Annotated in this window: 6 protein-coding genes, 1 other RNA gene and 2 pseudogenes; 3 read left to right on the forward strand and 6 right to left on the reverse strand. The window is 73.1% G+C overall.

Annotated elements, in window-relative coordinates; all coding sequences use genetic code 11:
* Positions 1 to 140: 140 nt before the first annotated feature.
* Positions 141 to 1,352, reverse strand: a complete 1,212-nt coding sequence (locus ACWEN3_RS36625; RefSeq protein WP_452980073.1) for a D-alanyl-D-alanine carboxypeptidase family protein — start codon at positions 1,350 to 1,352, stop codon at positions 141 to 143.
* A 458-nt stretch (positions 1,353 to 1,810) separates the two neighbouring features.
* A complete protein-coding gene (locus ACWEN3_RS36630; RefSeq protein WP_452980076.1) occupies positions 1,811 to 2,137 on the reverse strand; it encodes a nuclear transport factor 2 family protein in 327 nt (108 codons plus the stop codon).
* 131 nt (positions 2,138 to 2,268) lie between these two features.
* On the opposite strand from ACWEN3_RS36630, the gene ACWEN3_RS36635 reads away from it, so the two are divergent.
* Together ACWEN3_RS36635 and ACWEN3_RS36640 are read left to right on the forward strand one after the other, a co-directional pair.
* Positions 2,269 to 2,823 carry a DoxX family protein gene (locus ACWEN3_RS36635; protein ID WP_452980088.1) on the forward strand — a complete coding sequence of 185 codons (555 nt, stop codon included), beginning with the start codon at positions 2,269 to 2,271 and terminating at the stop codon, positions 2,821 to 2,823.
* Positions 2,824 to 2,914: 91 nt separating this feature from the next.
* Positions 2,915 to 3,238 (forward strand): annotated as a pseudogene (locus tag ACWEN3_RS36640) (MazG-like family protein); the annotation flags it as partial.
* 47 nt (positions 3,239 to 3,285) lie between these two features.
* Here the strand turns inward: ACWEN3_RS36640 and rnpB are convergent.
* The 4 genes and pseudogenes from rnpB to ACWEN3_RS36660 form a co-directional block, all read right to left on the reverse strand.
* An RNA gene (gene rnpB, locus ACWEN3_RS36645) (RNase P RNA component class A) lies at positions 3,286 to 3,688 on the reverse strand.
* Between the two features lie 115 nt (positions 3,689 to 3,803).
* Positions 3,804 to 4,583 (reverse strand): annotated as a pseudogene (locus ACWEN3_RS36650) (DMT family transporter); the annotation flags it as partial.
* A gap of 22 nt (positions 4,584 to 4,605) precedes the next feature.
* A complete protein-coding gene (locus tag ACWEN3_RS36655) occupies positions 4,606 to 5,427 on the reverse strand; it encodes an AraC family transcriptional regulator (RefSeq protein WP_452980079.1) in 822 nt (273 codons plus the stop codon).
* A gap of 127 nt (positions 5,428 to 5,554) precedes the next feature.
* Positions 5,555 to 6,988 (reverse strand): RNB domain-containing ribonuclease, encoded by a 1,434-nt coding sequence (locus ACWEN3_RS36660; RefSeq protein ID WP_452980082.1) that lies wholly within the window; start codon positions 6,986 to 6,988, stop codon positions 5,555 to 5,557.
* A gap of 74 nt (positions 6,989 to 7,062) precedes the next feature.
* On the opposite strand from ACWEN3_RS36660, the gene yaaA reads away from it, so the two are divergent.
* Positions 7,063 to 7,582 (forward strand): peroxide stress protein YaaA (yaaA, locus tag ACWEN3_RS36665; RefSeq protein ID WP_452980085.1); only part of this gene is annotated, 520 nt, incomplete at its 3' end.

Raw genomic sequence — 7,582 nt, forward strand, 5'->3', positions numbered from 1 at the left:
CGCCCGCGGGATGTCCCGCTTGGGGTTGGCGCTCTCACCGGCGAGCTGGTCGGCCTGCTCGAAGCCCAGCAGCGCGAAGATGATGCCGCTGGTGGCGACCGCGGGGTACGCACCGGTCGGTGGAACGGCCGCCGCACGGCTCAGCGCCGGTGCCGGCCCCCCGGATCGGCCGCCTCCACCGTCTCCCGCGCCGGCGCCTCGTAGGCGGCCGTCGCGGCAGCCCTGCGCCGCCGCCGCTTCACCACCATGGCCGCGGCCGCCGCCAGCAGCGCCGCCGTGCCCGCCGCGCCCTCCACCAGCCGTCCCGTGGACGGCCCCTTGGACGAGCCCGAGGCTCCGGCCGCCCCCTGCCCGTTCTGGCCCGCCGCCGGGCTCGCGGCCGCGCCGCCCTCGCTGACCGGTTCGACCAGCCTGCCCACGGACTGGGCCGAACGCCCGTGCTCGAAGCCCCAGTCGAGCAGCGCGGCGGTCTGCTCGTAGACCGCGTTGCTGCCCTCCAAGGGGTGCATGACCGTCACCAGCAGGGTGCGGCCGTCGCGGGTGGCGGCACCGGTGAAGGTGTTGCCGGCGTGGCTGGTGTAGCCGTTCTTGACGCCGATCAGGCCGTCGTACGTCTTCAGGCCCCAGGCGCCGGTCAGCAGACGGTCGGTGTTCTGGATCTGGAAGGTCTTCTTGCCGCCCGCCGGGAAGTCGGCGGTCCGCGTGCCGCAGTAGCCGCGGAAGTCGGCGTCCTTCAGACCGTGCCGGGCGAAGAGCGTGAGGTCGTACGCGGACGACATCTGGCCCGGGTGGTCGAAGCCGTCGGGGCTGACCACATGGGTGTCGAGGGCCTGCAGATCGTCGGCCTTGGCCTGCATCTCGGCGACCGTCTTGGCGATGCCGCCGTTCATGTGCGCGAGGACGTGCACGGCGTCGTTGCCGGAACGCAGGAACACGCCCTGCCACAGCTGCTCGACGGTGTACGTGATGCCGGGCCTGATGCCGACGAGGCTGGACCCCGCCGGAATATCGGAGACGTCGGCGTCCTTGACGGTGTACCGCTCGGTGCGGTCGAACTTCTGCAGCACGGTGTCCGCGAACAGCATCTTCAGCGTGGACGCGGGCGCGAGGCGCTGGTGCGCGTTGAGCGAGGCGAGCACCTCGCCGCTCTGGAAGTCTGCGATGAGCCAGGAGCGGGCGGTGAGCTTCTTGGGCAGTCCGGTGGCCCCGCTCATCTGGACGCCGCCACGGGCGAGCCGCTCGCCCCCGATGACGACGGTCTCGGCGGCGGCCGGAGCGGCCGCTGACAGGGGAAGGGCGGCGGCCGTCAGTCCGAGGACGGCACGCCGGCTGAGCCGGGAACATTCGCGCACCCGGGGACGGTACACCGAGCCCGTCGACGAACCTCGTACCGGAGGGTAGTCACAGTGAGTGAATTTGCCACGTTATGAGAATCTGATGAGCCACCCGGGTTTCTCAGCTCTTACGCATCCCTTACCAAGGACCGCTCAAGGTTCCCCCTGGCGTGTGACGGCGCCCACAGCGGGCGCCCAGAACCTCCGCTGAACGGGATGTTCGGCATCTATGAACTCAAGCCGGTCGGTGCCCGGGGCGGGTGGTTCGCGGGGCCCGAACTTCACGCTCGACGCCAAGCGGAGCGGCAACCTCCACCCAGAGCACCGACCGGGTGATGACGCAGGGTGGTCAGGCCCTGAAGTCCGCACTGGGCAAGGAGACCGTGGAGGCGCTGCGCGGCATCGACCTCGACGAGCCGACCGAACGTCAGGCCGTGCTCCCGCCACAGCCCCTCCACACGCCGACGGAGCATGTCTCAGGCCTGGCCGGTCTCGAAGCGGGAGATCCTCCCGTCGTCCTCGATCACGAAGCGCCAGGCGGTGCGCATCTCGCCCCAGGTGTCGTTGCGGTAGCGGGCGATCACGGCCCGGCCGCCGTTGGACTCGTTCTCGACGTCCATATGGCCGTGGCAGGAGAAGATCTCCTCGTCGATCCACTCGGCGAGGTCCCGGTCGGAGCCGTCGTCGGACATGGTCGCGCCCGGTGCGAGCAGGGCCAGGAAGCCTTCACGGTCATGGGAGTTGACGGCGTTGACGAAGGCCCTGACGGCCGGGTCGCTGAGTCTGGCTGGCTGAATCGTCATGGCGTCAGGCTCACATCGCTCCCCCAGGTCCGCCACCCGAACGCCACCGAGAACGCGACCGGTGGTGTGAGAGCTGCGACGGTGGAAACGCGAGAGGGACCTGTCCGCGTGTGTCTGTCCTGGGAGTCACCGTGACCTGTTACGACCGACGTGATCTGGGCCTGCTGTTGCTCCGGCTGGGGACGGGCGGGGTGCTGGCCGCGCACGGCGCGCAGAAGCTGTTCGGCTGGTTCGGCGGGCACGGTCTGGAGGGCACCGGCCAGTTCATGGAGTCCGTCGGCTACGCCCCCGGCAAGGCGAGCGCCACGGCCGCGGGACTCGCGGAGGCGGGCGGCGGCACGCTCCTCGCCCTGGGCCTGGCGACCCCGGCGGCGGGCGCGGCGGCCGCCGGCGCGATGGCGGGCGCGGCGGCGGTCCACGCCCCCAACGGCTTCTTCGCCCAGGAGGGCGGCTACGAGTACGCGGCGAGCCTCGGCCTGGCCGCGATCGGCCTCGCCGTCACCGGCCCCGGCCGCCTCTCCGTCGACCACGCCCTGAGCCACGTCTTCAACCGCGGCTGGATGGTCCCGGCCGCCCTGGGCGCGGCGGCAGCGGGAACGGCCGTGATCGTGGGCCTGCGCTCGCAGCGGGTACGAGCGAAGACAACGGGCGAACAGGAGACGCTGTTCGAGGAGTTCGACGAGTAGCGGGGTTTGCGGGGCGGAGTCGCGAGCGCGTGGCGGCTGCGGGCGCAGCGGTACGACGCCGCTGTCTCCCCCGCATGGCACCCTGCCCTGCATGACCGATCAGCATCCCGCCCCCGCCCCCGCCCTCTGGCCCGCCGTGGACGAACTCTGGTCCCGTCTGGAGGCCACCCGCGTGCACGCGGGCCAGGAGGGCCTGCTCCTGCGCATCCTCAAACTGTCGGAAGAGGTCGGCGAGGTCGCGGAAGCGGTGATCGGAGCGACGGGCCAGAACCCCCGCAAGGGCGTCACCCACACCTGGGACGACGTACAGTCCGAACTCTGCGACGTGGCCATCACGGCGCTGGTGGCCCTGCGCACCCTGACCCCCGAGGCCCGCGAGGTGTTCGAGACCCACTTGCAACGCGTCCGGGAACGCGGAACGCCCACTGCGACCGTCGGCGTGAGGCAGCAGATCCGAAGGGGCAGACGAGTCGGGCTGTACGCCGGGTTCTGTTCCGGGGGTTTCTTGCGAAGCCCTCGGTGACGGCCATCCATCTAGGACCGGTGTTGCCACCGGTCTCGTGCGGTCTACCCGCGGACTCGGGCGGGCAGCCCTCGAACGTCCGCGCAGAAACACCGGGGTGTTTCCTCTTGACCTTGCTCCGGGTGGGGTTTACCTAGCTGCCCAGGTCACCCTGGGCACTGGTGGTCTCTTACACCACCGTTTCACCCTTACCGAGGACCGAGATCCCCGGCGGTCTGCTTTCTGTGGCACTGTCCCGCGGGTCACCCCGGGTGGCCGTTAGCCACCACCCTGCCCTGTGGAGCCCGGACGTTCCTCGGGAAGCCCCCTAGGGGGACTCCACGCGGCCGCCCGCCCGGCTCGTCTGCCGTGTCGACCATGGTACCGGTCGGCCGCGGCGCCGCGGACCGGCGGCGGTCGCCAGGACCGAGCCCGTCAGGATCAGGGCGAACGCGGCCAGCACGGGGAAGGTCAGCGGCTCGTTCAGGAACAGGGCGCCGGCCGCCACCGCCACCGCCGGGTTGACGTACGTGATCACCGTGGCCCGGGTCGGGCCCGCCTCCTTGATCAGCTCCAGGAAGGCCACGAAGGCCAGCGCCGTGCAGATCGCGCCCAGGCCGGCCAGGGCGGCCAGCACGGAGGCGGAGGGCACGGACGACGGGCCGGTCAGCGCCGCCGCGGGGGCGTAGACCAGGGCCGCCAGGGTCAGGCAGGCCGTCGTCAGGTGCAGGGTCGGGACCTCCTTCAGGCGGCGCGCGGCGATCAGGGGCGCGGTGGCGTAGCCCAGGACCGTCAGCAGGACCTCGCCCAGGGAGCGCGCGTCGCCGCCGGTGAGGTGCGGGACCGCCAGGACCGCCACCCCGGCGAGGCCCAGGAAGAGACCGGCCAGCCGGCGGGCTCCCAGGTGTTCCGTGCCGCCCAGCAGGCGGGCCACGATCACGCCCACGATCGGCACCCCCGCGATCAGCAGGCCCGACGTCGAGCTGGACAGGTGCCGTTCGGCGTCGGTGAGGGTGAACCAGGGGACGATGATCTCCAGGCACGCGAAGGCCAGCATGGGGCGCCAGTGGGTGCGCACGGTCCCGCCGAGGCCGCCCCGGCGGAGGGCGAAGGGGAGCAGCAGCATCGCGCCGAGCGCGCAGCGCGTGAACACCAGCGCGGACGGGGACACCTCGGCCACCGCCACCTTGATCAGCAGATAGGGGATGCCCCAGACCACTCCCATCAGGGAGAACAGGAACCAGCCGCGTGCAGTCATACGGGGAGTCTCGGCCGCGTCCTCACGGCGTGTCTTGAACGCTGTTGCGGTAGGCAGCCGGGGTCACCCCGAGCACCCTGCGGAACCAGCGGGTCAGGTGCGCCTGGTCGGCGAAGCCGACGAGGCCGGCCACCTCCGCCGGGCGCAGACCGGCCGCCAGCAGCGCCCGCGCCCTGCTCACCCGGTACTGGGCGAGCCAGGCGTACGGCGGTATCCCCATCGTCGTACGGAAGGCCCGCAGGAGCTGGTAGCGGGACAGGCCGAGGTCGGCGGCCAGCAGGGCGAGGGAGGGCGGGGCCGTGAGGTCGCCGGCGAGGCGGTCGCGGACGGTCAGGGCGATCGCGCCGGCGCCGGGGATGCGGTCGCCGGCCGCCCGGGCCGTGGAGTGGCGCCGGGCAAGAGTCGTCAGCAGCCAGGGAATGCGGGACTCGGCCTCCAGCGGGTCGGGGCAGACGCTGAGTTCGGTGTGGGCGAGGCGCAGGGCCGTGGCCAGTTCCGGATCGTCCAGGAGCGGTTCGCGAAAGTGCGGGAGGCCGCCGGCGGTGCCGTCGGCGAGGAGGGCCGGCTCGGCGTACAGGGCGCGGTAGGCGTAGCCGTCGGTGGGGTTGCCGGGGCCGCCGGTGTGCGTCTCGCCGGGGTCGAGGACGACGATCGTGCCGGGGCCGGTGCGGATGTGGCCGCCCCGGTAGTCGATGACCTCGCAGCCGCCGACGCAGACGCCGATCGTGTACTCGTCGTGGGCGTGCGGGGCGTAGGTGTGCCGGCGGAAGCTCGCCGTCAGCAGGTCGAGCGGGGGTCCGCCCGGGCCCAGCCGGGCGCGTGTCCACAGTGCCTGTTCCGCCATGGAACGCCCCCTTGTCGTACCGCTGCCGCCAAGGATGGAACGCCGTGGCGCCCCGTTTCCATGCCGTGGTTTGGTCGCCCCGTCACGCGGCGGGACCGGGCGCGGGGCACGCCCTCGTATCCGGCTCTCACGCCGGGCTGAACAGGATCTTCGCCGTGCCCGGGTCGGCCCGGACGAGCCGTACCCGCAGGCGTTCGCCGAGCGGCAGCGGGGCGCCCTCGATGCGGCCGATGACGGCCGGGGACAGCAACTGGACGGTTCCCGCGGTCGGCCGGTGCTCGTCGACGTCCACCACGCAGCCGTCGAAGACGTCCCCGATCCGGTCCTTGAGCAGGGCCGCCTCCACGATGTCGACGCACTCCCGCTCGACGGTGCCGGCCCGGCGGGCGCCGTCGGCCATCTGCCGGGGCAGCGCGTCGAAGGCGGCGAGCACCCAGTCCGGCGGGTCCTGCCCGGCGGCGGCGGTGAGGCAGAGCTCGGAGGCGTAGCGGTCGGCGAGGCGGCGCAGCGGCGCGGTGCAGTGGGTGTACGGGGCGGCGACGGCCGCGTGGGTGGTGATCGCGGGCAGGACGCCGTCGCGGAAGACGGTGTACCCGGCGCCGCGCAGCAGGGTGGTGCACTCCTGGAGGAAGGCCGCGTGGCGCGGGTCGTGCGGGTCGAGGGAGCCGATGAGGGCCGCGTACGACACATGATGCGGCCAGTCGATGTGCAGGGCGGTCGCGGTGCGGCGCAGCCGGGACACGGCGCCGTCCGGGGCGGCCGGCAGGGTGCGCAGGACGCCGGCGCCGTGGGCGAGCATCAGGTCGGCGGCGGCCATGCCGGTGAGCAGGGAGAGCTGGGCGTTCCAGCCCTCGGCGGGCAGCGGGGCGCGGAAGGACAGCCGGTACGTGTGGTCCTGCTGGGTGATCTCCTGCTCCGGGACGTCGAGGGAGATGCCGCCGCGCTCGGCCTCCTGCCGCTCCCGGGCCTCGCCGATCTCCCTGAGCAGCGCGACCGGCTCCTCGGCCGTGCCGGCGTCGACGGCCCGCTGGACGCCCGCGTAGTCGAGCCTGGCGCGGCTGCGGACGAGGGCCCGGCGCACGTCGACGGCGGTGGTCCGGCCCTCCGCGTCCAGGTCGATCGTCCACAGCACGGCGGGGCGGGTCCGGTCGGGCAGCAGGCTGGCCGCGCCCTCGCTGAGCACGGTGGGGTGCAGCGGGACCTTCCCGTCGGGGAAGTACAGGGTGTTCACCCGCCGGTGCGCCTCCGCGTCCAGGCCCTCGCCGGGTACGACGAAGGCGGCCACGTCGGCGATGGCGTACCGGACCCGGTAGCCGGCGCCCCGGCGGGAGAGGTGAGTCGCCTGGTCGAGGTCGGTGGTGGCGGGTGGGTCGAGGGTGAAGAAGGGGATGTCCGTGGCGTCGTACGACGGCAGGGTCGGGGCCTTCGCCGCGCGGTCGGCCTCCTCCCGGACCTCCGGCGGGAAGTCCTCCGGGACGCCCAGCTCGGTGCGCAGCGCGGCGAGCGCCGCCTTGAGGGGGGCCTCGGGGGCGCCGGTCACACGGATCCTGCGGCGGGGCATGTGTCGAGCGTAGGGCGAGGGCGCGTGGGCAGCACCCCGTACCCTGACGCAGAGCCCAAGAGAAGGAGTACGTGTTGCTTGTCCTGCTGCCACCCTCGGAAGGAAAAGCCGGCTCGGGCAAGGGCGCCCCGCTCAAGCTGGAGTCGCTGTCGCTGCCGGGGCTGACGGGTGCGCGGGAGGCCGTGCTCGGCGAGCTGGTCGAGCTGTGCCGCGCGGACGAGGAGAAGGCACGCGAGGTCCTCGGGCTCAGCGAGGGGCTGCGCGGCGAGGTGGCGAAGAACGCCGGGCTGCGGACGGCCGGCGCCCGCCCCGCCGGGGAGATCTACACCGGTGTCCTGTACGACGCCCTGGACCTGGCCACCCTCGACACGGCCGCCAAGCGGCGCGCGTCCCGCTCGCTGCTGGTCTTCTCCGGGCTGTGGGGCGCGGTGCGGGTGACCGACCGGATCCCCTCCTACCGCTGCTCGATGGGCGTCAGGCTGCCGGGGCTCGGCGCGCTGGCCGGGCACTGGCGGGCGCCGATGGCCGACGTGCTGCCCGAGGCGGCCGGCATGCGTGGAGGTGAGCGCCCCGAACAGGGGAACCGTCGTGGAC

The organism is Streptomyces sp. NPDC004561, from assembly GCF_053602155.1.